This window comes from Cryobacterium sp. AP23, from assembly GCF_054075385.1.
In genome coordinates this window covers 587,210-614,109 of record NZ_CM133415.1, presented here as the reverse complement: position 1 = coordinate 614,109, position 26,900 = coordinate 587,210, and the positions used below count along the sequence as shown (strand labels likewise).

The 26,900-nt window shown below is 60.5% G+C and carries 22 protein-coding genes; 4 read left to right on the top strand and 18 right to left on the bottom strand.

The features are described from left to right. Positions 1-110: 110 nt before the first annotated feature. The gene (locus tag ACU5E9_RS02880) at positions 111-1,250 is read left to right on the top strand and encodes a metallophosphoesterase family protein (RefSeq protein WP_456813487.1); all 1,140 of its coding nucleotides are present in this window, start codon (positions 111-113) and stop codon (positions 1,248-1,250) included. 497 nt (positions 1,251-1,747) lie between these two features. Here the strand turns inward: ACU5E9_RS02880 and ACU5E9_RS02875 are convergent, their stop codons facing one another. Together ACU5E9_RS02875 and ACU5E9_RS02870 are read right to left on the bottom strand one after the other, a co-directional pair. After that, on the bottom strand, positions 1,748-2,164 hold the full coding sequence (locus tag ACU5E9_RS02875) for a hypothetical protein (protein ID WP_456812141.1): 417 nt from the start codon (positions 2,162-2,164) through the stop codon (positions 1,748-1,750). 445 nt (positions 2,165-2,609) lie between these two features. Then, positions 2,610-3,332 (bottom strand): hypothetical protein, encoded by a 723-nt coding sequence (locus ACU5E9_RS02870; protein WP_456812140.1) that lies wholly within the window; start codon positions 3,330-3,332, stop codon positions 2,610-2,612. Between the two features lie 500 nt (positions 3,333-3,832). Between ACU5E9_RS02870 and ACU5E9_RS02865 the strand changes: the two genes are divergently transcribed. After that, positions 3,833-4,648 carry a metallophosphoesterase gene (locus tag ACU5E9_RS02865; RefSeq protein WP_456812139.1) on the top strand — a complete coding sequence of 272 codons (816 nt, stop codon included), beginning with the start codon at positions 3,833-3,835 and terminating at the stop codon, positions 4,646-4,648. A gap of 486 nt (positions 4,649-5,134) precedes the next feature. Here ACU5E9_RS02865 and ACU5E9_RS02860 read toward each other — a convergent pair whose 3' ends face one another. The 9 genes from ACU5E9_RS02860 to ACU5E9_RS02820 form a co-directional block, all read right to left on the bottom strand. Next, positions 5,135-5,659, bottom strand: coding sequence for a hypothetical protein (locus tag ACU5E9_RS02860; protein ID WP_456812138.1), 525 nt, complete (start codon positions 5,657-5,659; stop codon positions 5,135-5,137). Between the two features lie 257 nt (positions 5,660-5,916). Beyond that, positions 5,917-6,687 (bottom strand): hypothetical protein, encoded by a 771-nt coding sequence (locus tag ACU5E9_RS02855; RefSeq protein WP_456812137.1) that lies wholly within the window; start codon positions 6,685-6,687, stop codon positions 5,917-5,919. Positions 6,688-7,209: 522 nt separating this feature from the next. Continuing rightward, positions 7,210-7,752, bottom strand: coding sequence for an HAD domain-containing protein (locus ACU5E9_RS02850; RefSeq protein ID WP_456812136.1), 543 nt, complete (start codon positions 7,750-7,752; stop codon positions 7,210-7,212). Between the two features lie 216 nt (positions 7,753-7,968). Beyond that, positions 7,969-9,141 (bottom strand): hypothetical protein, encoded by a 1,173-nt coding sequence (locus ACU5E9_RS02845; protein ID WP_456812135.1) that lies wholly within the window; start codon positions 9,139-9,141, stop codon positions 7,969-7,971. 258 nt (positions 9,142-9,399) lie between these two features. Further along, the gene (locus ACU5E9_RS02840) at positions 9,400-10,302 is read right to left on the bottom strand and encodes a hypothetical protein (protein ID WP_456812134.1); all 903 of its coding nucleotides are present in this window, start codon (positions 10,300-10,302) and stop codon (positions 9,400-9,402) included. Positions 10,303-10,382: 80 nt separating this feature from the next. Further along, positions 10,383-11,879 carry a type IV secretory system conjugative DNA transfer family protein gene (locus ACU5E9_RS02835; RefSeq protein ID WP_456812133.1) on the bottom strand — a complete coding sequence of 499 codons (1,497 nt, stop codon included), beginning with the start codon at positions 11,877-11,879 and terminating at the stop codon, positions 10,383-10,385. Beyond that, positions 11,879-12,415, bottom strand: coding sequence for a hypothetical protein (locus ACU5E9_RS02830; protein ID WP_456812132.1), 537 nt, complete (start codon positions 12,413-12,415; stop codon positions 11,879-11,881). The genes ACU5E9_RS02835 and ACU5E9_RS02830 overlap by 1 nt, the downstream gene beginning before the upstream one ends. Before the next feature lie 13 nt (positions 12,416-12,428). Continuing rightward, positions 12,429-13,346, bottom strand: coding sequence for a PP2C family serine/threonine-protein phosphatase (locus ACU5E9_RS02825; protein WP_456812131.1), 918 nt, complete (start codon positions 13,344-13,346; stop codon positions 12,429-12,431). Further along, positions 13,346-14,050, bottom strand: coding sequence for a vWA domain-containing protein (locus ACU5E9_RS02820; RefSeq protein ID WP_456812130.1), 705 nt, complete (start codon positions 14,048-14,050; stop codon positions 13,346-13,348). The genes ACU5E9_RS02825 and ACU5E9_RS02820 overlap by 1 nt, the downstream gene beginning before the upstream one ends. Positions 14,051-15,075: 1,025 nt before the next feature. Here ACU5E9_RS02820 and ACU5E9_RS02815 point away from each other — a divergent pair. Beyond that, positions 15,076-15,969 (top strand): hypothetical protein, encoded by an 894-nt coding sequence (locus ACU5E9_RS02815; RefSeq protein WP_456812129.1) that lies wholly within the window; start codon positions 15,076-15,078, stop codon positions 15,967-15,969. 31 nt (positions 15,970-16,000) lie between these two features. Here the strand turns inward: ACU5E9_RS02815 and ACU5E9_RS02810 are convergent, their stop codons facing one another. Then, positions 16,001-16,684 (bottom strand): hypothetical protein, encoded by a 684-nt coding sequence (locus tag ACU5E9_RS02810; protein ID WP_456812128.1) that lies wholly within the window; start codon positions 16,682-16,684, stop codon positions 16,001-16,003. Between the two features lie 856 nt (positions 16,685-17,540). Here ACU5E9_RS02810 and ACU5E9_RS02805 point away from each other — a divergent pair. Further along, entirely contained in the window at positions 17,541-18,653 is a 1,113-nt protein-coding gene (locus tag ACU5E9_RS02805; RefSeq protein ID WP_456812127.1) for a DUF4062 domain-containing protein, read from the top strand. 19 nt (positions 18,654-18,672) lie between these two features. Here the strand turns inward: ACU5E9_RS02805 and ACU5E9_RS02800 are convergent, their stop codons facing one another. The 6 genes from ACU5E9_RS02800 to ACU5E9_RS02775 form a co-directional block, all read right to left on the bottom strand. Then, complete coding sequence (locus tag ACU5E9_RS02800) at positions 18,673-19,299, bottom strand: GIY-YIG nuclease family protein (RefSeq protein ID WP_456812126.1); 627 nt, start codon at positions 19,297-19,299, stop codon at positions 18,673-18,675. After that, positions 19,296-19,943: a hypothetical protein gene (locus tag ACU5E9_RS02795; RefSeq protein ID WP_456812125.1), complete on the bottom strand. Its 648-nt coding sequence runs from the start codon at positions 19,941-19,943 to the stop codon at positions 19,296-19,298. The genes ACU5E9_RS02800 and ACU5E9_RS02795 overlap by 4 nt, the downstream gene beginning before the upstream one ends. 428 nt (positions 19,944-20,371) lie before the next feature. Beyond that, positions 20,372-20,602, bottom strand: coding sequence for a hypothetical protein (locus tag ACU5E9_RS02790; RefSeq protein ID WP_456812124.1), 231 nt, complete (start codon positions 20,600-20,602; stop codon positions 20,372-20,374). Between the two features lie 383 nt (positions 20,603-20,985). Further along, positions 20,986-22,176, bottom strand: coding sequence for a GIY-YIG nuclease family protein (locus tag ACU5E9_RS02785; protein WP_456812123.1), 1,191 nt, complete (start codon positions 22,174-22,176; stop codon positions 20,986-20,988). Then, on the bottom strand, positions 22,173-24,143 hold the full coding sequence (locus ACU5E9_RS02780; protein WP_456812122.1) for a DEAD/DEAH box helicase: 1,971 nt from the start codon (positions 24,141-24,143) through the stop codon (positions 22,173-22,175). The genes ACU5E9_RS02785 and ACU5E9_RS02780 overlap by 4 nt, the downstream gene beginning before the upstream one ends. Further along, entirely contained in the window at positions 24,140-26,845 is a 2,706-nt protein-coding gene (locus ACU5E9_RS02775) for a DNA methyltransferase (RefSeq protein WP_456812121.1), read from the bottom strand. The genes ACU5E9_RS02780 and ACU5E9_RS02775 overlap by 4 nt, the downstream gene beginning before the upstream one ends. Positions 26,846-26,900: the final 55 nt, after the last annotated feature.

Here is a 26,900-nt window from a genome sequence, read left to right as displayed (position 1 = left end):
CCCGGCGATTCGCGCCTGGTGAGCCTCACCCATCGGCTCTCTACCGACGTAATCTCCGTCTCCCCAATGGAGACGCACCCTCGCTTCGTCGGCGAGAGGACCTTCACGTGATGTCCGATGGCAAGAAGAATAGAGCGCCGCACCGGCACACGCTCGAAGCGGCACCGCGCATCGGTCTGATCGGTGACCTTCACGGAGACATCGGCGCGTTGCTCACCATCGCCGACAATTTGCGAGAACGCGAAATCGATGTCCTCCTTGCATTGGGCGATGTCGGCGTGCCCTGGCCGGGCGAGAATTCGTCAAACCGTCTTAGCAAGGTGTCGAAGCGGCTCGCCTCTCGATCCCAGACTCTCTACTTCGTCGACGGAAATCACGACGATCATCGGCTACTACGCATATTCCAAACAGGATCCGAAGGGCCGCGAGAGTTACGGCCCAACATCTTCCACCTGCCCCGAGGATATCGGACCGTTCTTGGGTCTGGCATGTCACTCGCAGCCCTTGGAGGCGCCAACTCAATCGACGTCGAACACCGAGAGGAGGATGTGTCCTGGTGGCCTCAGGAATCGATTACCGACGACGACCTCGAAGCGCTAGGCCAGGAGCACGCCGACATCCTGGTGGGCCACGACGCGCCTCTCGATGTATCAACGTTGGACGCGATGCTGGCCGACACTGACCAGAACTGGTCGAGTCAGGGGCTCGAGTACGCCCGCCGAGGCCGACAACAGTTCCACACGGGTTTTCTGCAGGTGACGCCGCGCCTCTATCTGGGTGGCCACTATCACCTCCCGGTGGACGAAACGGTCGGATACTTTGACGGGCGGCGAGGCTTCGCCGCCCGAGTGGTCCTCCTTGACATGGTTCAAAGCGAAAAAGCCAGCAGCGCGATCCTCGACACGGCCTCACTCAACCTGGAATTCTTCACCACTGGGGGAAGAACGGTCCCCGGGATCGCCTCACAGGCAACCGAGCTCACCGTGGGCATGGGTGGGCGGTGGATGGTGCACACTTTGGGCAGCCGGCATGTTTTCGACCTCGACAGGCTGACCGTCGAGCGGCTTCCAGGACCGTACTCCAAGGGCTTAAGCAGTGACGGAATTCATCAGATCAGAAGCCTCGATACCGTCCAAATCGGAAGTCCTGGCCGGTGGACGATGCACGGTGACGCCCTGGTCGAGTACTACTGGCATGTCAGCTCCGTAATTCGGCATATCCAACATTTGCCTCCTCTGACCGAGCCATGAGAAATCCTGATCAGACAAGGCGGCCCGCATACCCTTGCATGTCGTTCGTGTATCCCGCTTAGCCTGCAAAACTATGCAGGAATACCACGGCTGCTGCATGCACGAACGATCCTCACAATCCCATCGGGAGGCTTCAGTCGAGCCGCAGCCTGCGACCAAACACGAGCGGCTTTCCTTACCGTGAACCGCACTAGAGCCGACGATCTGGTGTCTACCGCCGGTATCTTGCGAGGGGTTACTCGAAAGATCAAATACCTCTTCGTTCTGGACTTCGAACGGTATCGAGAAAACCGGGGACGGAAGTCGAGCGGACGGAAGCGCGGCGCTGAGTCCACGAGGACGGAATTGCCTCGCCTAGGGCCGCAGCGACAGGACAGAAATCGGAGTGGACGGAAATCGCAAGGCAGCCGCGGCACGTCTAGCGGCATGATCCCACCGCGATCTGGATCCGAGCAGACATGGCCCGATTGAAACGTCTTGTCGCTGCCGGGTGTCAGCTACCGCGACCAGCGCCGGGCGTCCCGTGCCGCATCAGCGATTACTCGCTCCGCGTCACCGTCACGGAGCATCGTCGCTGCAGAACGTCCGCCGTATCGGTCCACGGGCGCAGTCAGCCACTGGGCATGACCCCAATCGTCCCGTCCCGCTAGACGCAGTGCCGACAGGACGTCTGTCAGATGCGGCAGCAAGTCGCCTGCCGGGCCGAATTGAAACTGTGGGTACAGCCTGGTTCCATCCGCGGTGACGGTGCACAGGACAGCACCGGTCACGACGTGACGGAGCAACGTTTCGGGCGTCATCCCAAGGATTTGCGCGAGGCCGACGTCATCATGGAACGGCCCGATGAGCGCGTCCCAGGGATCCAGCTGTGCTTCGCCTGAGGGCGCCAGATCGCGGCTGGGCGGATCGCTCATGAACCGGAGCCTACGCCCACCTGTCGTTTTATTCTTGTTCATGGCTAGCGAACCACGGCCGCACCGGTTTCGACGTTCGCCTCGGACTCCGGTCGTCAATAGGTGCTCACGCGGCGTCGGCCAGGGGTCGTTGTCGTCCCGGTCAATCTTTAGCGCGATGGGGAGCGGCAGCCTACTTTTTTGCAGACACCGGGCATGGCAGGACCGCTGGGAACGTGGGCGAGGCACGCTTCGGTTTCCGACCGAAGTCGTCGAGGCGAACTTTCGCGCGCTACGCCGATATTCCCGGCAACGTTGTGAGCGCGGTTTCCGATAACGTAATCGGCTACGCGCTCGGGTAGACGCCGGCCGACGAGAGTCCGCCTCGACGCCCGGGGACCGGGATTTTGGCAAGCGCGTCTGCCAGCTGTGCGGGAGTCCTGATTACGCCCGGAGGTGTCTCGGTTCAGCTCGACACTACGGCTTTCCCTATGAAGTCCAGGAGCTGATCGCCGAAGGAAGTCGTGCGTTTCTGTACGGTCCCTGCATCAGTCATACTCGCTTGTAGTGGCACATCCGCGACGCCATCAAGCGGGAAGCGGGCGAGTGCCGTCGTAACGCTTGGCCGCCAGTCGGTACCGTTCGTGAAAACGTAGTCACCGAGGATCGTATCGATCCCGGCCATCATGTACTTGCCTGGTCGCCAATCGGGAGCATTGGCTGTCAACCAGGCCGTAGGGTCACGGAAGTATCCCAGCAGGAAGATCTGGAGATCGTCATACGTCGCGACGAGATCCAGGAGGCCTTGTCGCCGAGTGGGGTCGATGCTGCTCCATGGCCCCATGCGGGTCAACGCTGCTGCCAGTCGCTGCCGTTTGTCGGCACTCTCCGTCTCGGCTGCGACTCGCGAAGCTTTCGCGTAGGCGGCCATGAACTCATCGGACTCAACCATCGACTGGGGAGTGATTCCTGCCACCTGCTCGGCGAGTCGAGTCACTTCCAGCGCGACCAGAGTGTCGAAGGCGTGTTGGCGCTCCTCGGACTTTCTCGCGATGATCCCTCGTGCCAGATCTGCGATCCCAGAACCGACTATGGGGACGAAGGCGTTGACGGCAGTCAGGCCGTAGTCGATCAATGCATCCTTGTCCGGATTGCTTTCGGGTACAGCTGCGACAAGGTTGTTTTCCATGGCTCAAATGTAGGTGCGACGGCCGACATCTTCCGCCGGTTTATCCCATGGTGATCGGCTCGGCACCGTGTGGCTCCGAGTACGGTACGACAATGGCACCCACCGAGCTGGCTGCGCCTAAGCAGCTGCTCGAGTAGGCCGCGTCAAAATATGGCATGGCGGAGCTTCCGACCTCCGTCCCGGCAATCTGATTCTTCCTCCACTACTGGTGCCGAGAGCATGCGGCAGGAACCCTGCCGATGCCGACTTTCACCGTGTTTTCACTGCTCCAGACCTCGTTTACGTCGCCACAGAGCGTGAACTCGCGCGGGCCATAGCCGCTCACTGGGCCAAGAGACGCAAGGGCCATGGTCGCGGTTGGGTCTATCGAGTATCTCTGGACGACGTGGGCCAACCGGCAGCCGGTGCTGTCTTGCCTATGACGACCGTTGCGGTAACGCGAATCGGCGCGCCCAGGAGGCGGGCTTGACATTAGCGTGGTCGCGCGAATGGATAGATGAATGAGCTCAGTCCCCGACTTAACGCTGCCGGGTGAGTCGTCTGTCGTGATCGCTGGCGACTGGCACGGAAGCATCACTTGGGCGCAGCAGGTTTTTCCCTTCCTGCGCCGGACGGTGCCCGGCGTTCGAACGGTCTTGCACCTCGGCGATTTCGGGTATTGGTCGGAACGCGAGGGTCACGGGTTTGCGGACACCGTCAGCTACTGGGCGCGTGCCGCCGGGCTTGAGCGCGTGCTAGTCAGCCCGGGGAATCACGAGAATTGGGACAAGCTGGACCGGCTGTTCGCCGCGGCGCCGGGGGAGCCGGTGGAGGTCGCCGCTAGGGTCTTCATGATGCCGCGGGGCTATCGGTTCACGCTCGCCGGTAAGCAGTACGCCTCGTTCGGTGGCGCAGCGTCACTCGACCGCGCCGACCGGGTGCCGCTCAAAGACTGGTGGCCTACGGAGGTGCCGACAGAGGACGACGTCGCGCGCATGACCTCCGGTGGCCCGGCAGATGTTTTGCTCTGCCACGAGGCGATCGACGGTGGCGCTGACCTGGTAGAGCGGGTGTTGAAAGCTAATCCGCTCGGCTGGGATGAGGACGCCCTCGCCTACTCGGCACTTTCGCGTCACCGCGTAACTAGGGTGTACGAGGCACTGACCCCTAGCGTCATGGCACACGGGCACCTGCACCTGAAGGCCGAACGCACATTCGAGGACGGCCGCCGAGTTTACTCGGTGGCAGCTGACGGCGACGCCGGAAACCTCGCGGTGCTCGATTTGCACACGCTTCGATGGACCTGGCTCGGCGACCCCCGCGCGTGGAAGCGGTAAACGGGAGGTCACTGCAAACCTCGCACGCGCGGCCGCTTTGGCGGCATAGCCTGAGCGAATAGCGCGACGAGATGCCAGAAGCCTCGAAGGCCAGTACGTGATTGCGTTCAACACCCAGCGCATCCGCGAACATATGGAAGAACAAGGGGTCACGGAGTCATCGAAACAGGCCGGCTCGCAACGCCTGCGGGAGATAGCGGGCCTGATAGACAAGTACGGCGACGCTTTGCGTCGAGTTCTCGGGGCAGACCCACAGCACCTGCTGTATCTGAGAACGTTCGGTCAAGTCACTCTCGATTGCGCCTCCGGCGGCAGGCCTGGCCTCCCTCCGCAATGACTTCAGTTCGCGGCACACTCATCTCCTACGCACGCACCGCCAGAGACTGGCGCCAGCTGCGCCTCACATCTCATGCGTCGAGGCGTTCTGACGTAATCGTCCTTATCGGGCGCCTTCCGATTGAGGCGGGGTCTCTGTGGCATTCGGGCCTACGCGCTGATCTTGAGTGTCCGTCGAACGGCGAGGACGAATACATTCTTGGCCTCGTCGGTGGCGCCGGCGTCATCGCCTTCGAGCGTGTCGGTGTATCGGTTGAACGCTTCGAGTACGCGGTTCGGTCCGAGGATTTGAAGGGTCCCTTCCAAGTCCTGGAGCTCGTTAAACATCGGCTTGACTGCCTCCATGTTGCGATCCATCGCCTCACCGAGGTCGGCCAACTCCTCGGCATCGGATGGATGTTGGCCCGATACTCCATGGCGGATCGCCTGCGAGCGCGCCATGAGTGCTGTTCCGTCCGCGCGGTGGTGACTATACCGACCCGCGAGGGCAAGAATGCGTGTGAAGCTGTCATAGCGTCGTTCGCGAACCCAGCGAGCGTGGTCCCGATTGGACTGCCAGATCGCTAGTGCGAAACCCGCGACCGCGGTGAGGAGCGCCGCGCCGAAAATGTACAGGATGGCGAGCAGAGTTGGGTCAGTCGAGGACGCTTGCTCTGCGGTGTTGGCCATGATCACGGGGAGAGCTTATCCTCGCGTCAAGACGGGCGGTCTTAAGCGTAACTGGGTCAGGGCGGATAAGAACCTATCCCAATGACGGCCCGGCTGTTCAGGGTCACGGCGGAAGCGCCGCCCCACTGGCTAGCTTCGGCCGCAAGTCGCGCAAAGGGGTATCGACAGCCCGGAATTCCGCGGCCGCCGTGGCCGTGTCTGCACTGATTGGCACTGCCCCGGCGCTCGAAATATGCGTAATTTAGAGCTCCCGCGCTCGCGACCTACTTCGCGGTAATGAAGGGAAGCACGAACGTCGTGACCGTGATCGTGAAGGTGATCACGTTTACCAGCCCCTTCACGAGCATGTCAAATATCCTCCGACTGGGCTGAATCGCAATCCCCGGCAATGATTGACCGCTGTAGGACCAATCCCGAAGGAGGGTCAACACCTCGACGGTGCGAACAAGGTTGAGCGCTTCCATGAAGCCGCCAATGTTCTGGCGCGCAAGACATAACTCCGCGAGCCCCAATTGATGCCCGGCCCGGTGGCGCCAAGCGCGGTCGATCTCTCGAGCACTTCGAGTTTGGTGGGTGCGACCGAATCGCCATCCCTGACGCAATCCGCTCTCCGCTCGCCGCAATCGGCGAGCTAACTCCTTGAGCTGATGGCTGCTCGGTCGCGAGATCCCGAAACGCTCCTTGCGCGTAAATTTTGTCAGGTCGATTCCAAGGATCCTCAGTTCGTCAGCAGCAACGTAAAAAGGGTTTGCAAGCTGTCCCACAAACCGAGCGGTTAACTGGACTGCGTTAAACACCGACCACCCGACGATTAGGAGGACCAATCCCTCAGCGAATCCGAAGAAAGTGGCCCGCTGGTCATTCCAGCCAAGCGCCATCCGAACCTGTTCCCCGAAGACGAACAAAATAACTCCTCCGAGCACGGCGATGGCTATTCCGAGCACTCTGCTGGCGGTCCGAAATATGCGGCCCCGTTCGGCCGCCCGATACGCTTTCAAGATTTTGGCGACGGCTTCATCGGTGTTGTAGCCCATACTCGCGACAATCGACGCGGCGGCAGTCGCCAGTGATTCAAGGTCTCTAGCCCTTGCCGATCGGGCTTCCGCCGCCCCTAAATCGCGGATTACGTAATGCTCCGAGCTCGACAACAGTGCTGGCTCAACCCCGTATCGTTGCGCAACCGAGTGGAAGTCGTCACCGTTTCTGAGATCGAGGACGGCCGAGTCGAGAACCTGATTTGGTCGTGGCACATAGCCTCCCGTCCTCGGATGTGCCAACTATGACATTCGGCGGGTACACCGTCTAGCAGGGAGACCGGGACCAGCGATAACGGCACGGACTATCGTTGAGCGCTCACTGGGCTTCATCTGGGCCCGCTGAAACGGTCTTGGTCGCACGCCATCGCAAGGCAGCGATAGTCGCAATGGCGGTAAAACCTCCGGAGTCGCCATAAAGCTCTTGAGGGCCGTATGACCACAAGTGGAAGTGCGCACATAGGTGGGCCCATGCTGTGAATGGTGCAACTCGCGCGGGTCACGAGAGGACAAAAGCAGCTGTCAGAAGCCAACGCCAGGCAGACCTCGACCGTTCTCCTCCGCCGGCTCAGAGTTCCGATGGCTCGCGAGTTCTTCTAGGAACTTTCGAACCGTTGTAAGGTGTTCCGCGGTAAGTCCGATTGTCGGGTCGGGTCTGACGAGAAGAGTTGGGTGCGGTGAAGTCTGTGCCCAGTCGGATGCGTCCGTCTGAAGCTGGTCGTCGATCCAGATAACCGCCGTGGACGGCGAGAGCTCGTCGCTCATATTGCGGTTGACCCAACGGGACACCCAGTGCAGTTTCGGTGTCGGTGCAGGGTTATGCGGGTCGATATGGAGATTGGGCGGGAAAGCGATCGCGGCCATGTTGCCGGGCAGTCCTATGGCTTGGGCGAGGTGATAGACATGCGCTGCTGACCAGGTCGTAGCCCACGTGATAGATCCGAGGCGGGAAAGTTGTTCGACAAGAGCAGCTCTCGACGGGTCGATAACGAGCTTTTGCATGACCATCTGTGGATTCAGAACGCCGTCGACATCGAGAAGGATAAGCGCCGAGTTGGAGTCCATGGACCGAGTGTAAAGCCGCGGTTGATCTGTGGTGGCCGGTCCGCCAGCTCTTCTGTCGCGCGGATTCAACTTCATGGTCTCCGGCAGTAGCACTTCGATTCGGCGACAGGGGGCGTGCGAGCCTCTGCAGCAAAGCGCTAGGGCCCTGTCATTCGTGTGATGCAGCTCATGCGATACAGATGAATATCGAAGGCGAGAGATTTCTGTCCGGACCTACTATGGGTAGTTGACGAGGTCCACGATTAGATTGCCGCCGTCGGACGTGGGGGCCCAGAAGCCGGCGCCGCCTGAGACGGTCGGTAACCCATTGCTCTCGGGTGGGCCGTTGATGACTTGGCCGGCCGGTGCGTCGACGTAACCGAGTTGTTCCCAGCCACGATAGATCACGAGGCGGTTACATCCGTCAATGCCGCTGCCTTCACTGCGCGCCGTGTGCACTTGCCAGAGGCTCTCGACCCCCGCGTCGTCGGCGACCATCGCCGAGCTCACGCCGCAGGAATAGAAGTTGTCGTCGAACGGATACTCCGTTGTGCGCAGCAAGACGCCGGTCCTTTCTTCCTCGGTGTTCCACATGTCGATGGCCCAGGGCATCCCAACAACGCAAACCAGAAGAAGTGCCAGACTGCTGAGAGCTCCAACGATGATGCGTCCGGTCCACTTCTGACAGATGAGGATGATGGCCGCTAATCCCACGATGGTGAACGCTCCGCCGAAAAAGAGCGACGGAGCGTAGGCGCCAAGTTCGCGGCCGTCGGTATCGAAGACCGCGGATCCCGTCCTGAAAAATACGTTGTCACGCAGCACGAAGTAGCCGACAAGGCCGCTCGGAATGACAGTGATGACCGCGGCCAACGTTGTGGTGATTATGCGAGCGTCCAGCCGCGTGCGACGCCCCAAGAACTGCCGCACTCGGGCGCGCCTTATCTGCCGCTGTCGTTCGATGGCCGGTGGGGTCGGTGGCAGCAGCTTTGTCGCGGCTGTTGTGAGGACGACGACAGTGGGGATGGCAAGGAAAGCAACGGTGACGCCTCCGCTCTGCAGATTTGTCAGCACCCCATCGAGCGCCGCGGGAACAGGAAGCGGCAGCATGGGAATCGGAACGGCGGGAATCGCGGTGAGAGCGCCGATGAGAAGGCCGAGCGCCGGAAGCCAGTGGGCACGTGCTCCGGCTACGGCAGTGAGCGCGCCGAACAGAGCCGCGGTTCCGAAATAACTGCGCTGCACCGACTGTGCTGTGGCGAGGGTCGATTCGATAATCGAATTGTTGGTCGCTTGGGCAACGACCTGACTAGCGACATACGCGAGGAATACCGCGATGAGTAGGCCGGTTGCCGTGAACAAACCCGAGAAGAACCGGTGGACCGGACGGTAGTGGTCTGCCCAGCTCACTCCTGCTGGACGGCCAATCGATAGCCGCGAGGAGAGTGAACCGGGCACAGACGTAGACCCAATTGGAGGCGACGGTGGAGCCGCGGCCGGACCTCGCAATGAGGCCGTGATCGTCGTCGGGGCCGGCAGCTTCCTCTGTGTCCGTACCCGGACAGTGGCCGCGCTTGCCGTGTGCGCGCGGTTGATCTCGCACCACGGGCACTTCTTATTGTGAGGTGGATAGACGTGCAGCGCATCAACCTTGCAGGTAGTCACGGCCTAAAGCGTCTTGATCATCTTCTGGAGAGCGACGCGCCACTCGGTCGCCGTCGGACGCGCATCCGGTGTCTTTGCTCCAGTCTTGAAGGCGCGTTCAAAGAGGTTTTGCACCTCAGGGGGAAGAATCTTTGGCGAGGGGGCGGTTGGCTGCGGCGCAAGCGGGGAGTTGGGCCCGCCTGCCCAATGTCCGGCTTTTGCCAGGACAGCAGCTTTCGGTTTTTCGCCCGGCCTCTCCCACGCTCCGGACTGGAAGGGGTGCGCGCCGTCGAGCAGGAGCATGTAAATGTGAACGGCGAGAGCAAAAAGATCGCTGGTGAGCTGGCGCTCGATGGTACGTAAGTTCGCGTCTAGCAGCTCGGGAGCGGTGTATTCGAGGCGACCGACCCGACAGGTGTGTACCTTGCCATCGGCTGACCTGAACTGCATTGAGTCGCAGTCAATGAGGGTGACCGTAGTCGACTGGGAAACGAGAATGTTGCGCTCATTGAAGTCGCCAATCACTGCTCCAACGCTGTGCGCTAGGTCGGTCGCGATGCAGAGATTCACCGCGGTATTTGCGAGGTACAGCCAGGAAAATCCTCTTACCCACTGTGGCCCCGATGGTGGCGGATTGTTGCGGTCACTGCTGTTCGAAATTTGATGGATTTCGACCGCCTCGGCCATGTTCACTTTCGTCATGACGAAGCCCACGATTGTGCCGTTCTCGGAAAGCGTGTCTTCAGGCCAGGCAAGCACGACCTGCCCACCACTTTGCACTCGCCCGATCGGCTTGTGGGTCACCATCGCGGGAAGTTTCCTACGCTTCGCGTCTAGGTCCTCCTGCTTCTCGCGCTGGTCGTGTACTGAGCCTCCGTCAAAGGTGGTGTGGAAAATCTTCGCAACCCAGTCGGGGTGGCTGTTCACGTCATACACGGTACCTTCCCCCGCCTTTGCGAGCTGGTCGCCGAGTGAGACGAACCCGCCTCCTGAGAGTTGTAGGCGGCTCACGAGACTGCACCTAGGTCGGGGCGCCCGAGATCGACCAGGATCGGCGCCGAGGATGCCTCTGCGCAATGCACGAGCGCGCTCCGTCCACCCCAGGGCGGGTCCATTACCTCGCGGTGCCCGAGTACGGCAACCGAAGTAGACGACCGTGAATAGGCGGTGGTGCTTCGGCCAGTGCCGCCGACCTGCAAATTAGTGCTCAGGGTGCTCTGCTGTCGCTGGCCGAGGCGTGAAATAAAGTAGTCGGCCGACTCCTTCGAGGGCGTCGGCAGCGTGATGAAAGTGGCGCAGTTATCGAGAATCGCGGCGCGCTCACTTGGGTCCCTGAACTGGCTCACGGTCTGCGCCGCAAGAACCACGCTTATGCCGGCCCCGCGAGATACGGACAACAGTTCTTCGAAATTTATGCGGTCGGTAAGTCGGGCGGCCTCGTCGAGAAATAGGAACACTCGGCTGGGCGAACTCTGACCGAATCGCGTGTAGAGCTCCCGTACTATCTGCGAGATCATTAGGGACGACAAGGACACACTGGTGCGTCCGCCCTTTAGGGGTGCGCCGATGACGATGAGGCTGGGCCGGTCAAATATCGAGCGTTTTGTGAATTCGATACGGGAAGTCACGTGCCGAACGTCGCTGTTGTCGAACACGTCAAGCGCATTCACGATGCCGCTCATGGCTTTGCCAAAGTCGGCTGGATCCAGTTGCACGACCTCGGCCAGGCGCGTTTCGGGCCGTGGGGCGAGAGCGACAAGCCTTTTGAACATCGACTGGTTTGTTGCCGCGTTTATTAGTGTTGACAGTTGCGGGTTCGCAGAGACCTGCCGGACTACGTCGATAAGGCCTCGAAGCACGCGCCGGTCCCGTTGCGCGAAGAACGGCTGGGGATCGTTCGGGTTCTCACGGCCGATTAGCGCGTCGACGGCGGCGATGACTGAGTCGTCGGTGTCAAGGTCAGCTAGCCAGTTCCACGATACTGAGGTGTTTGGGTCGGAGAAGTCCCACTTGCCGGCAAGCGCGCCCAGCGGCCCCACTACCGCACGGTAATCGAGCACTTGCTCCAGGAGATCGCCGGTCACATCGACTGCAACCACCGAGTTCCCCGCCTGAAGGGCGCTGGCGATCCAGGGGACGATTATTGACCTGGTCTTGCCAGACCCGGAAGGGCCGATTACTGCAGCATGCCTGGCCAAGTAATTGCCATCGAGCCCGATTGGGGCGCCGAGCCCGCGGCGTACGTCGCGCACTCTCCCAAGTGTGAACGGCAGCCCTACCAGATGCCGGAGGTCCTTGGGCCTAGATATTCCGCGGTAGTCGAAGAAGTCGGGAGAATTAGGCGGCGGATCCGAGTCTCCTGGCCCGAGAACCCCAGAGCGCGCTGGGCCACTACCGCGAGAGGCCGCAGCGTGCTCGATGCCGTTCGTTAAAGCGCCGCTGATCGCGTTGCTGGCCTTCCATGTTCCCTTCGCGGCTGCTCCGAAGAGGCGCCACCCATCCATCAGCGTTCACGCTCGCGAAGGCGCTCGAAGCTTCGCTCCGGATCAGGGGTCAATTCGTTCACGATCCCTCGTTCCAGGCGGGCTTCGCGGTGCGTTTGTTCTAGGGCGCGGTGAGTCACGACCAGCCCAGGGTGGGTGATCGCGACTTCGTGCTCGAGCTGCTCACTCAGGCGGGCAAGGGTCTCATTGTCGACTGCGCGCACGTGCACTGGAAGGAATGGAACGCCGATCTTCTGGGCGGCCAGAGCCCGGTGTCGCCCTTGGGTAAGTACGAGGCCACGCTCGTCGATGAACTCTGCCTCGATCCGCTGAGCAGTCCGGGATGTTGAGAAAAGGTGGCGGTACGTCTCGGCGATCTGCTTTTCGTCCGGAGTGAGGGGAGAGGCTGCCATGGCGCGAAAATCGGATTCGGTGAATCCTTGTTGTAATCGGGCGTACACATCAGCGACGTGCCGCACATAGGACTGCAACTCCGCGGACGTTGCCTTTGGTGATTCCCCGAGGGTGTCGTCGTGCACAAGCGCCGACAGCGGCACCGCAAGAAACTGCCTAGGCCAAACCATGGAAATCCGCTGCCGGGACGGGGACGGGGACACCTAATTCGTCGGCTGATTCAGCGATCGCCACCTCCCGCTTGGGGATAAACGCCGGCCGCCCGCTCCAATCGGCAGACAATGAGCCTTCGTCGGCGTCGCGCATCGGCCGCAAGATGCCGATCACCAAGGTTTTGTCATCGCCGGTCTGCGCATCGCCGAGAGCATTGATCGCCGCTGACAACTCGGCGCCCATGATGTCGCGCTCGTAAACGCGGTCCCATAGGCCGGCGAAGAAAGGGGCGTAGGGCGCACCGGTATCGAGATGCAGGACGCGGTAGCGCAGCCCGTCGGTACTCAGCCCAAATGCCGTGACACCATCGACAACCTCGATTCGGAGGTCACTATCGATGGCGCGCTGAGAGGTCAAGAAGACGGTTTCATTCGCGTACTCGCCCTTGTCCTCGGGGATGTGGGTCGAGATTCCCGCATTGCGGTCCGACACGACAATGCCGTCACCAACCTGACCGAAAATTGTGTGCAGGGGAGTCACGAGTGCGACGGCGAGCGTGGCTGAGAGCGCGGAAGTCGAGACGCCATTTTCGGCTGCGGCCGCCTCGATGCCCATGAGCGCTTCCTGGAAAAGTAGCCGCATTCGCCGTTCGAGTTGGTCAGCATCTTCGGCCGACACGGTACTAACGAACTCTGGGCGGGTGGCGGCGGCCACGATTGCCTGACAGGCGGAGTATGCGCCGAGTGCCGATGTGCCCGAGCGGCTGCCAGCGCCGTCCGATACAGCCGCAAGCGCGACGCCCCCGCCAGGCAGAACGTAGGCGAAGGCGTCGTCGCAACCGATTCCCGCGTCGAGATGGCTGGTGCCCGGGACCGAAGCGCCCACGACAAACCACTCCTGAGCCTCGGGAGCCTCAACCATTAGGCGACTGCACCCCACGTGGGAGGCGAGAGCTGAATCTGCTCGGTCACGGCGGCAAGATCTGCCTCGTTCGCGCCCGAATTATTGGACGTCGAGACAGCCTGCATCGAGTTCGAGAGCCACGAAAACATGGCGGCAAAGTTGAGCCCCTCAAGCAGCAATGGAACACGGTCCTTCGAGAGCAAGCGCAACTGCTCAATGTCCACGGCCTGGCCCACGCCAACCGCGAAGACAACCACGCCGCGCTTGGCCTCGACCGCGTTCAGCCGAGCGATGGCCTGGTCCAACTTGGAACCGCTGTTCGGGCTTCCATCAGAGAGCAGGAAGACCCACGGGCGGAAGTACTCGATCCCGCTTTCGCGGTACTGCTGCTTGCGTTCCTCGATCTGGTCGAGCGCGAGATCAATCCCAGCCGCCATGTTGGTTGACCCATCAACGACGAAACTGGCTGACTCTAGATTGCGCGCTTCCTGAAACGGAACGAGCAGATTCGCCTCGCTGCCGAACGTAACGACCGCGATCTCCGCTCTCTTGCGCGCAAGCGGGTCCTCGTTGATCTGGGTGATGAAGAGGTTGTACCCGCGCTCTAGCTCCTGGATCGGTGCGCCCGACATCGAGCCAGAGACATCGATCACTAAGACACAAGCGGCCCTCGGATCACGGTTGCGCGTGTTCACTTCAAGAATCAGATCATCATCGTTCACTGCGTGTCCTGCCGGGTCAGTGGATCAGAAGAGCGGAGCGTATTTAGACTAAGGGTGGGATGCAGATTGGCGGTATGACCCATTCGGGCCACAAAAGGTGCGCTAACTTGCCAGCATCACACCGCGAACGCCGAGCCGCAGACTGGGCAATAGGCCTTTGAAGGTTGCCCCTCGGGGACTTTTGCGGGCTCGTTCGGGTGGCACGGGGGCTAGGCGATCATCATGTCGGCCGATTCAGCGAGGGCATGCGGAGTGTCGATGTCGAGCGAGAACAACGTGTTGGGTTTGAACTTATTCCCTTTCACCCCTTGGCTAGGCAGTATTCAGTCTGGAAGTTTGAATCGCAGTAGGTCTGTACGAACACTTTCCCTGCGCATGGCCGATAACGAGTGCGTCGCCCAAGTCGTCACAGGGATAGTGGTCAGTGACCTTCGCGGTCTGCCCTGGCTTTACTGCGTCCTGGCCTTCCTTGCCGTCAACCACGGCCTCGCTCCAAAACCCGAGATTCCAGTCACGGTATGCACAGAATGATCATTGTGAACTTCGAGGTCAACAAAATCTGACGGGCGCAAATAATTCGCTCGCCGACGGTGATACGTCCAAGTTCTATAACTTCGCTATCCGAATTATTGGTGAACGCGAATCCAATAACGTAAACCTCACCGGTGCCCGGAGATTTCACACGGCCTACCTCCGAAGCAGTCATCTCGAACTCACCGCCTTCCGAGGAAAAAGCTGCTTCCCCAGACGCGCACCCTGACGTGGCCCCAAGCAGCGCAAATCCAAAAACCGCAGGGACGGCGACGGACAATCGACGGGATAGGGGCACGAGCGAAACTTATCCTGGAGTGCACATTTCCGAGATCAGAATTGGTATCCACCTCAGGCGCGGGGTCATCGGTGTTCGATTCGCAGATTCGTGGCTTGGTATTCCTTCCGTGGGCTCCAGCAGCGGGTGGAGTGCAGTGAACGGACAAGACTTTGCCACCGATGTTCCCGTGTTTGTGCTGGACTAGGAGCCCGCAGTGAGCCTTATCGACCCGGAAGCCGAAATGCCCGATAATTTCTCGATTGAACATCCTGCTGCGACCGAGATCAACGACGTAGACACAGCGATCGAGGGGCACCCAGGGTTACGAAGCGCGCGCCGTCTGAAAGACCTAGAGCGCGTCTTCGCGGCGTGGTCCGCATTCTCAATCGCTCTCAGCGGGGTGCTCCAGAAATGCGAGACCGATGAAGCCACCATCGTAGAGCTTGTGATTCGCAACATTGGAGACACTTCCAAGCAGGTAGAGATAACGAACATTCTCGATCAAGCCACCATTGCCTATGTCGCTGGGATAGGAGCCCTCATCGACCAGGCTCGAACAGTTGCGGAGTCACAGAGCGAGGAGCTGCAAGCTGAGTATGCAACGCGCGTCGCCGTGTTAGCGGAGAGTGTTCCAGGGGCGGTGTTCTTGGGAAAGCTGCGTAACTACGTGCTGCACTACGTCGTCGCCCCTTGGGAGTTCAGTGCCGAGCAGCGCGGTAATGAGTTGGACGCGAAGGTAATGCTCAGTTCGACCGAACTACTCAAGATGAAGAAGTGGCCGGCGCCGGCGAGGGACTTTATTGTGTCGACCGGCGAGCAGCTGCATCTATCGCCTCTCCTGCCGCCGTACTTGTTGGCGCAGCAGGATCTAATGACTTGGCTTCTCGATAGATGCTGGGATGACAACAGCGCTGTGTTCGATGAGGTCGATAACCTCACCCGTAAACGCAATTTGTTACTCAGCGGCGGCGTGACCGACGGCCACGACTGGGAGGCCCGCGTCGCCAACATGACTAAGAACACTGCACGCGTCAAACGGGGCGAGGCCCAGATTAACTTTGAAACAGGTGAACCGGTGCGATCCAGAGGGCTTCCAGGAGGTCCATAAAATCGGGGCGGGGGAGCCGCCGGGGTATTTGTCAGACGGGCCCCCCGGCGGCACCAAGCGCGTCGATCGCCCTGCCCCAGGCGTAGGCCTCTATGGCCGCGGGAAATATGGGACCCGAGACCCGTTCGCCAAGCACCATCTTCGTGCGCATATCGAACAACTGCACCACGCACGTATTCCTGGCCGGGTCGGCGGAAAATTCCAGGCGCACGGGGTGGTCTTCGATGGACCCGAACACGACCACGCCGAAGGGCCCGGCGGGTTGCGCAGCGGAGGTCACGAACTCGGCCCCGGCTCGGGCAACTTGGACCTTGACTAGCTCGACCAGCGGCTCTACCTCGCGCGCGCTCAGGATGTCCACCGGTCGCCGTGGAGGAGCGGTGGGCTGGCTCGGCGCTGCGCGCTCGACGGCCGGAGCCCAGATCCAGGCCCGGTGAGTGCCGCTGTCCTCCCACTCGACGTATACCGCGCGCGGGGTCCACGCCAGGGCCAGGCCGTGAACGTGGCGAGATATAGCGGGATATCTCACCCAGGCGCGCACGGACGTAGGTTCGCTGGCCAGCGTGGCCGGCAGCCCGCCCAGCTCGGCCGAAGTCAGGCTCATTGGGTGAGGCACGAACTCGGCTCCATAGGACGGCTCGACTTGTTCGAGGGTGTCCGCCCGCACTGAGCGCTGCACGTGCGGGGTCTCGGGATGCTGAGACTCCGAATCCATGTACCTATTAGAACATAGGTTCGAATTTTTCAAACGTGTTCGGAGCGAGCCTGGCGGCTAATGCGCCGGTGCGCGTGAAGCATCAGGTAGTTGGCCGGGGTCACAGCGTGCAACAGCTCGATTCTGGCGGCCGGGCAGAAATGCTGGCGGGGACCAGCTCCCGTCCGGTTGGTCACAAGGAGGATTGCGACGGGGCATGGGCCGTTCGCCGTAAGGGGTAGTTGTACCCATTCACCATCTGGATTCCAACCCGTTCCGCGCGGCGGCGATCACGGCCTCCGGCTCGACTATCCAGTGGTCGACCGGTCGGTCCTCGACAGGAAACTGACGAGTGCCGGGAGTCGCAGGCCGACCCGTAGCCACTAATCGAATCGAATCTCTCCTGCGACTCGGCGAACCTCAGCCTCATGCTCGGCTCTGCGAGCATCTTCTGCCAGCTGCTCTCGCTCTTCCCTTGCAAACTGAGATGCGTACTCGGCATTCGAGGCGGCGACTGCTCCCCGGACCGTCGAGACGTGGACGTCTCGCACCTCCTCTATGGTCGTGCCGTCCAAGATCAGAGTGGACCCCGAAACTCGAGCGATACCACGCCTATGCATCGTCGACCACGACGTCGGATGGTCCCAAAAATGAACCAACAGCTCCGCTTCCCGTGCAGATAGCACCCGTGAAAGTTTCACTGGCACGGCATACAAGCCGGACCCAGGTGTCCCATCGTTTCGGGGACGTCCGACGTGCTCCGTGTCAATTCCTACAATGCTGAAGGGTTCGTACATACCGACATGGTCCCACTCGCCTGACACAAAGTTGCAGAGGACGCGCCCCATCCGTCAGAGGGGTGCACCACACTGTGAAGGTGAAGATATTTATCAGCAGTGTCAGAAACGGTCTGGAAGCAGAGCGCGACGCTCTGCCAAGCCTCATCAAGGTGCTAGGCCACGATCCGGTGAGGTTTGAGGACTTTTCGGCACAGGCCGTGCCCAGCCGCGAAGCCTGCATCAGGGCTGTCGAGTCAAGCGACGCGTATTTGCTGCTGCTGGGACCCCACTACGGCACAACCTTTCCCGAGACCGGACAGTCCGCGACGGAAGACGAATGGGTCACGGCTCAGCGCCTCGGTATCCCACGTTTCGTTCTCCGCAAGACCGGCGTCGACTTTGACGCGCCGCAACGCGCCTTCGAGGCCACCCTCGGAGACTACGGGTCGGGACGTTTCTACAAGACTTTTGCGGATGTCGCCGAGGTCTTGGTGGCTGCAGCCGGCGCTGTTCATGAGCTTGAGCAGGTGCCAGGCGTACTTGAATTCGAGCCGCTTTTGGAGGGGCCCTCAATCCGCTGGCTCACCGACGGCACGGGCAATCGGGGATCCGGAGCATCTCACCACCCGCTTCTCGAGGTGCACGTCGCGCCACTAGACGGTAATCCTTTGTCGTCACGAATCCTTGAGCAGGTGTTGGGAGGGCTGCCCGTACGGGTCCGGAGCGCCGGCTTGGTGAGTATGACCGAAGCGCTGGAGACAACTCAGCAGGGAGACGCAATCCAGCTGAGCGCTTCTCCGCCCCCGACGGGTAGTTGGAACAGCGTTACAAGCGGGTCCCTTGCGACGGTAAGGGTGCTCAAAGACGGCCAAACTGCAGTGGCATTCCGGCTTCCCGGCGACCATATGGGCACGATCATCGACGCCCAAGACGTCACGACTCGGGTCGCATCGGCGCTGCGGCTGACCGGTCAGATTGACATGACAGGCGCCACCAAACTGGCTATCGGCGTCGGTTTGACGTCGAGGTCGATGACCGCGATCGGCCTTGCCGGTCAACAAAGTCGGAGCAGCGTATCGCTGTCGTCCAGGAGTGAACCTGTACGCGTTGAACCTGATGAGTCGATCGGCCGCGCTGCACTTGATCGTGGGGCTGACGAAGTGTCGGCAACCCTTGTGCGTTCCTTTGTCCGGAACTTCCAAGATCGGTGACGCCTTCGGGAGGGGGCTGTCAAGCCGCCTGCCGGGCTGCATGGCGGGCTTGCTTCCGTCTGGCGGATAGCGACGCCGCGAAGGCGTCGATGCGCCCGTCCACGTTCAGTGCCAGTGGCGTCCCTGCCAGCAGCTCTTCCTCAATGACCCAGGGCGTCTCGTCAACGACCCAGCTAATTCGTGCGTGCTCGTTCATCCAGCGGGTGAGCCGGGGTTCGCCCGCCGGGCCCCAGTTCGCCCTGCCTTTGTGTATCCCAAGGACGAGCCCCAGTTCGTCCGCTAAGAGGACTCCGAGGCTCAGTCGAAGCGTGGATCGGGAGGCATCTTTCATTGCGTGCGCGGTGATCCGGGCCTTGAGGTGACTGGCGCTGACTCCGCCGGCAGCGCTCGGCTTCCGGGGGGCGATTCCGATGTATAGGAGCTCGCGGCCTTCTGCCGTGGTGTACGCGATCGATGGGACCTTAAGGATGCCGGGTGTAAACCACCAGCCGTACACTCCTTTTTTGCTTGGAACCATACCGATGTCGACGAGATTCGTGAGCGCATCCGGGGACAGCAGTCGAGCGCCCGATGGCTTGTCCAGGGCGCCATTCTGGCGGGCTTCACTCGGCGCGATGCAGGCAGGCGAAGGCTGCTCGTCGCTCAATCTTTCGTTGACTCCTGCTCGGCGAGCAGCGCCTCGCGAGCTGTCGTCTCGGCCGTGAGAGTGTCGTGTCCACCTTCATAGCCGGTGCAGCTCGCTGTGGTGTCGGCATCGAGGCCGAGCTGATAACGGATCTCTTGCGCCGCGGTACCCGCGGCGGTGAAGTCCGGCCAAGTCGCGTAGTAGGCATCCTCATAGCTGACAGCATTCACGATTCCATCCAGCGTGCTCAGCTCGGCAACGCTCGAATCTCGCACAAGCGGAATCTGGTCCCTGACTTCCTCGGGCCACAAGAAGTACTCGGCATCGAGGAAGTCGACGACGAGGCGGGCGGTCACGATCCTGTCGGCGGCGGATGCTTTCACAGCGGCGGGATCAGGGTCTCCCCCCGCGCGGAACTCGTCCTCTCCTGCTGAGAAAGCATCGGTGAGGGCCTGAACGCCGAAGTTCTGTGGGCAGATGATGTTCAGGTAGCGGGTCCCGGCCTCATCCGAGGTCAGCTCGACTGGCCCAGCATCAATCGCCGCGACGGCCGAAGCGCTGGCAGTGGAGGTCTCCGATACTCGGTCATTGGGTGCGTTCGAGCAGCCCGCGAGTGCGACCGCCACGGCGGTTCCGACAACGAGTCGAGCAATGAATTTGGTCATGGTTCCCCCTGGAACGTGTCGTGTAGCCGCCGACCGTTCCCATAGATGCACGGGGTGTTCGCTCTGCTCAGTTCTGACAATAGCGTGCACTGCAGGCGCGTGATTTCGTGAGCGACCAGGGCGCCGAATCCCGGGTCCCGCCCTCACCGGACGTCCATGCGCTGCGTCAGCGGTGGACATCAAAGTTCGCGCGGTGGTGTTTCGGGCGAGCGGCAGTGCCGACTGCTCTGTGAGCGTCTGGTTACTCTCGCTGACGGCGTCGAGCCGCGCGTTGAAGCGCGCTGCAGTCGCGCGATACGCACTTAGTCGATGACGCGGGGGCCAGGGAGCGTTCGCCTTCACGATCAAGAGGGAGCGCTGCTGACATACGCGCTGTTATCGGCTCCGACCCACCCGCCGTGCTGCTGGGTCCCCCTGGGGGATCCGCCTCAACGTCGGCGCCGGGAGAGTGGAAAAAAGCGCAGGCCCACCGCGTGCGCGGACGCGGCCTGTGATGCCGATTCCGGCGATTGGCCCTGATCCGACGAGCTGATCGGCTCGGCGGCGGAGGCGGCGAACGCGGCCGCCGCCGCGTCTGCCTCGGCGTAACGCTTGGTGATGGCCGCGTCGTACGCGCGAAGCGCCGTCGAGTAGTTCACCTGAGCTAGTGATCGGTTCATTGCGGATGTTTCGAAGAAGATCATCTAACGCACTATGCAGGGGCACTGCGAACTGCTTGCCGCGACCATGGCCTTGATTGCTGCCGACCGCGAATCCGAGCCAGTTCTGCCGCACCTCGCTGAAGCAATATCAGCTCTTGATGCGAGCGGAATTCAGAGGTTCCCGCGCATGATCTCGTAGAAGATATAGGTAGTCCACGATCTGCTGATGAAGCGCTTGATACTCCTCCTCGTCACTGTTGAGAGCAAGAAGGGATCGATGAGGACGGGGAGCCGGTGATGACAGAATCGACGGATGCGCCCCAGTTTTCGACCCGGGGGATACGTTGAACCTATCGCTGAAATAGACACCGCCAGGGTCAGTAGACCACGGGACTAGCAATTCAGCCGCGCTCAACCAGCCGGTGCTGTGTTTTGTCGTACGCGTAATCGGTTATCTCGCCGGACATGATCATCGAGATTGCTGTGTTGATCGTTTCCAGCGGTACAACGAACCACTCCGAGGGATCATAGTCGCGGCTCTTCTGATCGATTTGCGTCAGGTCGAGGCGCACCTCGGCAAACACTCGATGCAGCAAATGTTCGAGCAAAGAGGCGCGGGTGTTGTAAAGGCGGTAGTCCGCCAGCACCTTGACAGGGGCCATCAGATACGTCGGCGACTTCGAGGCGTTCTTGAGACGCTGCTCAACACTGGTTGTAGAGAACCCGATCTTGTGCAGATTCTTGATAGCCGACACCTGCGGGTCATCGCTCAACGAGCTCAGCACGTAGATGTGCCCGCTTTCTACATCTGCATCGAGGGCCTCGCCTGCATCATGCCCCGTACGCGCTAGAACCTGTCCCTGAGCCTCGTACAAACGCGTCATGAGACTCTGCCTATACATTGCGGATTCTGTGCCGTTCTCGAAGACCACGCGCAATCGCTGCTTTTGCTTCGGCTTTCCACCGACGACCAGATCCACATCCATCCCGACCTCGGCGACGAAGCACATCACACCGCTGAGCACGAAGAAAACACCCTCTCGGATGAGATCCATGCCGGTGAATGGCATCAACTGGAAGGTCCCGTCAGCGAGCTCGGCATGTTTTGCCTTGAACAGAGGCTCGAAGAGGTCGAAGTCTTGAGCTTTCACCCGCTGAGCGACCGAGTCCGGCGACTCAGGGCGCTTGAGCACGGGCAGGTCCGACACGTCAAGGATGCCGCTCTCGTCACCGAGTAAAACGTCGAGATCGTCGTCATCAAGTAGATCCTCGAGGGACGACGGTGCTTCGGGGACCTCGAGCATCCCGAACTCGTCGAGCGGCTTGAGCTCTTCGAGCTTTGCTTCGTCTGCGAGGATGCCATCGAGCCGGGCTCCGAGCTTGCGCTCAGCGATGACCCGCGTGGTTGCACTCGGCAAACGGCCATGCGAACGACGGAACTCTACGATCTCCAGGAAGGCGCGCTGGAGCCGATCTGTCGCCGTCAACTTCTTCGGCTTTTCTGGGACGTCCAGCAACCCATCAAGGTCGTTGTCGATGAGATCCTGTAGCGATGCTGGCGCAGCCTCGAACTCGTCTTCGTGTTCTGTCATTCGCCAGTCACCATCTCTGTTGCTCGTTTCTCTGCCTCGAGCTTCTGCTTGGCTCGCTGGAGCCAGATCAGCGCGTCCGCGTAACGCTTTTCTGTCGGATCATCGGTGCGAGAGTCGGGCTTGCGGGCATTGACCTTGATCCAATTCTTAATCCGCGGCACCAGGGCGAGCGCCTCTTCCTCGGTGAACTCGATCCGCGTCGCCGAGATGGCGTCCGTAATGATCCGCAGAACATTCGTTGTCACCGACTTCGACATGACCTCGAAAGCACGCTGGAACGGGTTGACGGAGTCGATGAGGTTGATATTGATCTCGTCGATGTTGACGAACTTCTCGCTCATTTTGATGAACCGTTGGTCGCCGACAGTACGCACTTCACCGTTCTTGATCACCGAGTCCACGACAACCTGCTGGCGGATCTCTTCGATTTCGGTTTCGTTTAGGTCCGGGTAACGCTCACGGATGATCTTCGGGATCAAGACCTTGTTTGTGGTCTCAGGATCGATGCTTCCGGCAGCGGCACGAGCGAAGGTGTCATCCTGGAGGATTGTGGCCTTCAGATCGTTCAGGTCGGTGTCCACGATCTGCTTCACACGTTCAGTCGAGGGCTCTTTGAAACCCTTAATCCGCAACGTGCCCGGCTCCGGTGCATCCCCATCGCGCTTGGTCTTGAAGGTGAAGTTCTGTGCCAGCACCTGCTCCATCAGTAGCGATGCCGTGATCGCTTTGAGCATGTTGTTGACCGAGACCTTAACCTCGGTTTGTGACGCATCCGGTTCGGCGATGAGGTTCGTGAACTGGGCATGCGTCTTGCCGGGGCTGTCGCGGGTCACGCGACCAATGATCTGGATAACTTCAGTCAGCGAGGCGCGGTAGCCCACCGTCAGAGCATGCTCGGCAAACGGCCAGTCGAAGCCTTCCTTCGCCATCCCCAGCGCCAGGATGATGTCCACTGCATCTTCTTGCTTCGCTGCGACGGTCGAGAGGTAATGCAGTGTGTCAGCGCGCGCCTTCTGGTTGTTGTCGTCAACGAGATCAGCCACACGCAGGATCTGGCCAGTGTCTATGCGACGGATCCGGATGATTCCGGTGTCCTCTTCGGTGTCCAAGACCTCACCGATCGCATCGATGATGAAGCCGACCTCTTCGATCTTGTCCTTTGTTGACTCACCGGAGTTCACGCTGGGGATGTGGAGGATCGTCTTCTTGTCGAGGTCCAGCACCTCGCTGATCGCGTCGGTGTAGCGCCCTTGGTAGAAGTGGTGACCGATACCCAGAGATTTCAGGTGCTCATAGCCGTTCAGCTGGTCGTAGTAGTTGAACGTCACCGGCGTGAACTGTGCCTCGTCATCGGGGGAGAGCACGGGCACTGAGTCGCCGCGGAAGTATGAGCCAGTCATGGCCACGATGTGCACGTCAGACCCAGCCATGACGTCACGCAGCAATGCGCCGAGTCGGTTCGATCCGGTGTCCGCGGAGACGTGGTGGAACTCATCGATCGCTAGGACAGTGCTGTTGAACGCTTCGGGGGCGAGCTTCTCGAAGGCAAAGCGCAACGTCGCATGCGTACACACCAGCGTTGCGTCCGGTCCGTTGAGGAAGTCTACGAAGGCTTTGACCTTGCCAGACGATGACCCGGGCGTGCAGAGGTTGTGTTCGTCCTTGATTTCCCAGTCGGCGAAGAAGCCGTTCTTGGTCAGCGGCGTGGTGGCAAACGATGCGCCGATGGACTTCTCTGGCACCGCGACGATGACCTTCTTGCGGCCCTGGTTGTAGAGCTTGTCGAGCGCCACGAACATCAGCGCGCGGGACTTACCCGAGGCCGGGGGAGCCTTCACCAGCAGGTGCTGCGCATCACGCTTCTCGAAGACGCGCTGCTGCATCTCGCGCATACCCAGTGCATCAGTATGCACCGACGCCCCCGTCTGGGAATACGTCACATCGACGATGTTCTCGGGCTTGCTCATTTCTTCTTCTTCCCCTTCAAAGCCTCAGCCGCAGTCATGGCCTCATACATACCGAACAGGTCCGACAATCGCTGTTCGTCCGTCTCGTAGCCGCTCTTCGAGTAGATCGAATCAACGAGGTCGTCCACCGTGGTGTGCGCAGCACGGAGGTCCGCCGGCATCTTGTCGGGGTCATACAGCTCAGCCAGTGCCTTTTCGCAGTGGTACTCGCGCACATCCAGCACACGCAGTGCCGCGACAGTGAGCTTTTCCTTCACGATGTCAGAGAGAGGCGGTACGGGGAAATTGTTGTAGACGATCGTGTTCGAATATCGAAAGTCAGTTTTCATCCGACCGCCGACCGCTCGAGTCCAGACCATATGCGTAGCAGACGTGAGTAGGGCGAAGACCCACGGTTCGGCATCGTAGGCGGCGTATGCCTGGTCATTGATGACGTAACTATCATCGAGATAGCCCATTGGGATGTATGCCCGTCGTTCCGATGAGACTCGTGGAACGAAGATAGAGTCTGTCGATTTGTAAGCGATCTGCTTGAACCTGTACGGGCGGCCAGCGAACTCCACAGTGCTCCCCGCCTTGCTCTCGAGTCGCCAGGCAGTGAGCTTCTCCAGCCGGTCGTTGATGGGCGGAATGCTACGGGCTGCGCTGGCTTCACGATCGGTGATCCAAAGACAGTAACGCTCGGTGTCGTTTATGAAGTCCGACGCACCCACATACCGCTTCACGAACTGAGCGGCTTCGGGGTACTCGTCGAGTAATCGTATTTTCTCGGCCGGATCAAGAACGAGATATCCGCCGTCAGTCGGTTTTGAACCGAACGCCATGGTGGGGAGACCTGTCGAGATTGGCTTCATCTGGCGACCCGCGATGATGTTCGGAGCATCCGCAAGGTACCCGTTGATGTTGGACGCATCAAGCCGAAGTCCATCCGTGTATATGAACTTCGGTGCAGTCGATGTGTTCCTCAGACTAATTACGGCTACCGTAACGCCGGCGTTTCGCTTCGCGTTGTTCTCCCATTTGAACGATGTGTATGAAAAGCCGATCTCGATACCCATGCTGAAGATCGTCGGAAACATCAAGCTGACGTGTTCGCCTTGCGCGACCGAGTTCGTCGTAACGAACGCCAGCTGCGCAGCCGTTCCGCGGATGAAGTCTGCACCCTTGACGAACCACAACGTGATGTAGTCGAGATTCTTTGAGAAGGTCCGGCGGCCAAATACGACCGAGAAGTCTGCCTTCTGATCCGTAGACTGCATGCTCGACCCGACATAAGGCGGATTCCCAATCAGATAGATCTCGGACACACCGTCGTTCTGGCAGACGTCGTTCCAGTCCACTCGTGTCGCGTTACCTACCTTGACCTGGCCGGTCTCCTTGAGTGGGATCAAGGGGATCGTGAGCCTGAACTTCTCCTTGAATTCGGTGTTCATCTGGTGCTTCGCGATCCACAGCGAGAGGATCGCTACCTCGACCGCGAAGTCATCGATCTCGATGCCGTAGAAGTTCTCGATGTTGATCCGAGACTCGGCGTAGAGCATCTGGTGTTTGCTGTCGAGCTGGAAGAGGCGCTCAAGGATGCCGTGCTCGAGGCGACGCAGCTCCTTGTAGGCGATGATGAGGAAGTTCCCCGAGCCACAGGCCGGGTCGAAAACTTTGATCTCGCTGATCCGGTCCAGCAGGGCGCTGAGCTTCTTCACACTGTCGAATCCAGCGTCAAACTGATCACGCAGCTCGTCCATGAACAGCGGCTCAATCGTCTTCAAGATGTTTGGCACCGAGGTGTAGTGCTGGCCCAGATCTGAGCGCTTACCGGGCGTGACGATCGCCTGGAACATCGAGCCGAAAATGTCGGGGTTGATCTCACGCCAAACCAGTGTGCCCAGCTCGATGAGCAACTGTCGTGCCGACTTCGTGAACACTGGCACGAACTCGTCATCGGCCACGGAGAAGAGACGGCCATTGACGTAAGGGAAGGCCGCGAGGTGGTGCGGCTTGTCCTCGGGGCGCTCGGTATCAAGCGCGAGGAACACGTCCCGCAAGAAGTCCGCGGCGTCGGACCCATCGGCTTGGGTGTGCGACCCCACAGCGTTGGTGAACTGGCTCTCGTTGAAGATCTCGGTGTCCTCAGCGAAGAAGCAAAAGAGCAGCCGCGTGAAGAACACATTCAGCGAGTGACGACCATTGTGCTGCTCGAGCACGCCGGGGTTCGCAGCCAGCAACTCGTCGAAGAGCTTGCCCATGCGCTCGGCGGCCTTGACGTCAGCGATCCTCTCGGCGACGTATTGTGCCTTCTCCATGCCAGCCCAGGGCAGGAAGAACGTGAAGTGCTTGATGATGTCGCGAATAGGGAAACCGATGGTCTCGCGCACCTGCGTGTCAATCGCAACGACCTCGTCGTAGTCCGTGACGATCACGAATCGCGGGCTGTACCTCACCACTGCGGCCGAGATGCGTAGTTCCTCGAGCTCGGCTAGTGGGTCGCCGTTGGTCTCGCGGAAGTAGACAACGTTCTTCTGAGCGACCTCTCGCGACGGGTCAGCTGCAACGTTGAGCGACGTGCCGTTCTTCAGACGAGTCACATTGCCTTTAGGTTTCCCGTAGGCCAGAAGCAGATCGAAGATGAATTCGCGGTCGTACGATTCTCGGTCTGCAAGTGGAGCGACCCGTTCCTCTACGGCCTTGAGGTTTAGTTTTGCCATCGTTCTCTCGCTGATTCTTCACGGGCGCGCCGTTGCGGCTGCGTGTACTCGCAAC